This window comes from Micromonospora sp. B11E3 (assembly GCF_039871625.1).
GTDB lineage: Bacteria > Actinomycetota > Actinomycetes > Mycobacteriales > Micromonosporaceae > Micromonospora.
In genome coordinates, this window is record NZ_JBDPMC010000190.1 from 1 (window position 1) to 1,949 (window position 1,949).

At 72.0% G+C, this 1,949-nt stretch carries 2 protein-coding genes; both read left to right on the forward strand.

Annotated features, from left to right (window positions below; translation table 11 throughout):
- The first annotated feature begins 14 nt into the window (after positions 1–14).
- Positions 15–593, forward strand: a complete 579-nt coding sequence (locus ABGB16_RS33580) for an IS607 family transposase (RefSeq protein WP_347672077.1) — start codon at positions 15–17, stop codon at positions 591–593.
- Positions 590–1,949 (forward strand): IS607 family element RNA-guided endonuclease TnpB (gene tnpB / locus ABGB16_RS33585; RefSeq protein ID WP_347672076.1); only part of this gene is annotated, 1,360 nt, incomplete at its 3' end. The genes ABGB16_RS33580 and tnpB, both read left to right, overlap by 4 nt.

The window sequence follows — 1,949 nt, forward strand, 5'->3', positions numbered from 1 at the left end:
TTATGGTTGTCGGCGTGAACTTGAAGGAGTGGGCGGCGGCAACCGGTGTCTCGTATGTGACCGCGCGGCGGCAGTACGCGGCGGGGATGCTGCCCGTTCCGACGTATCGGCTCGGCCGGCTCATCATGGTCGGCGAACCGCTGACCGGCGTGGCTCCGGATGCTGGGCAGGTCGTGGTGTATGTCCGGGTCTCGTCGGCCGACCAGCAGGCGGACCTGGACCGGCAGGTCGCCCGGGTCACGATGTGGGCGACCGGGCAGCGCCTGGCCGTCGATCGGGTGGTGACCGAGGTCGGCTCGGCGCTCGACGGGCACCGCAAGAAGTTCCTCGCGTTGCTGCGCGACCCGGCCGTGGCCACGATCGTGGTCGAGCACCGCGACCGGTTCGCCCGGTTCGGAGCCGAGTACGTCGACGCTGCTCTCGCCGCGCAGGGCCGCCGCCTGCTCGTGGTCGATCCCGCCGAGGTGGACGACGACGTCGTGCGCGACGTGACCGAGATCCTGACGTCGCTGTGCGCCCGCCTGTACGGCCGCCGCGCCGGCGCGAACCGCGTCCGCCGCGCCATCGAGGCTGTCATCGAGGAGCCGGCGTGAAGACGATCCAGGCTTACCGGTTCGCCCTCGACCTGACCCCCGGCCAGGAACGCGACGTACTCGCGCACGCCGGTGCCGCCCGGGTCGCGTACAACTGGGCGCTCGCCCGGGTCGCAGCCGTCATGGCCCAGAGGGCCGCCGAACGCAGCTACGGTGTTCCGGACGGCCAGCTCACCCCGGCTGTCTCGTGGTCGCTGCCCGCGCTACGCAAGGCGTGGAACGCCGCCAAGCAGGACGTTGCGCCGTGGTGGGCCGGGTGCTCGAAGGAGGCGTTCAACACCGGCCTCGACGCGCTGGCTCGCGGGTTGAAGAACTGGTCGGACTCCCGGACGGGTAAGCGGGCCGGCCGGCCGGTCGGGTTCCCTCGGTTCAAGTCCCGCCGCCGCACCACGCCCAGCGTGCGGTTCACCACCGGAGCGATCCGCGTCGAGCCGGACCGCACGCATGTGGTGCTGCCGCGGTTGGGACGGTTGAAGCTGCACGAGTCGGCCCGCAAGCTGGCCCGCCGCCTCGACAACGGCACCGCCCGGATCATGTCCGCGACCGTCCGGCGCGACGGCAGCCGGTGGCACCTCGCGTTCACTGTCGCAGTCGAGCGAGCCGAACGCCGACCGACGCGGCCCGACTCGACGATCGGAGTCGACGTCGGCATCACGAACCTTGCCGTGCTGTCCACCGGCGAAACGGTGCCCAACCCGCGCCACCTGACCGCTGCCCAGCAGCGCCTGCGGCACCTCGGCCGGGCGCTGTCGCGCAAGACCGGCCCGGACGGCAGGACCGGCCGCCGCCCCTCCCACCGCTGGCAGCGCGCCGCGAACAGGCTCGGCCGCGCCCACGCCCGGGTCGCCAACCTGCGCCGCGACGGGCTGCACAAGCTCACCACCCGCCTCGCGGCCGAGCACGCCACGATCGTGATCGAAGACCTCAACGTCACCGGCATGCTCGCCAACCGGCGACTCGCCAGGCACATCGCCGACGCCGGATTCGCCGAACTCCGCCGGCAGCTCGCATACAAAACCCAGTGGAGCGGCGGCCGGCTGATCGTGGCCGACCGGTGGTACCCGTCCTCGAAAACCTGCTCGGGCTGCGGCACGGTGAAAACCAAGCTGGCCCTGTCCGAACGCACCTACCACTGCCAGGCGTGCGGCCTGGTCACAGACCGCGACCGCAACGCCTCGCTCAACCTGGCCGCCCTGGCGGCCCAGTTCGACACCGCCGGGAGTGGCCCGGTGGCAGCACGTGGAGCCGACCAGAAGACCCGCCAACACGGGCAGGCGGCTGTGAAACGTGAACCCGGCACGGCAGCCGCCGGTCAGACCGGGACCGTCCCACCGCAAGGCGGGACTACCAACCGTG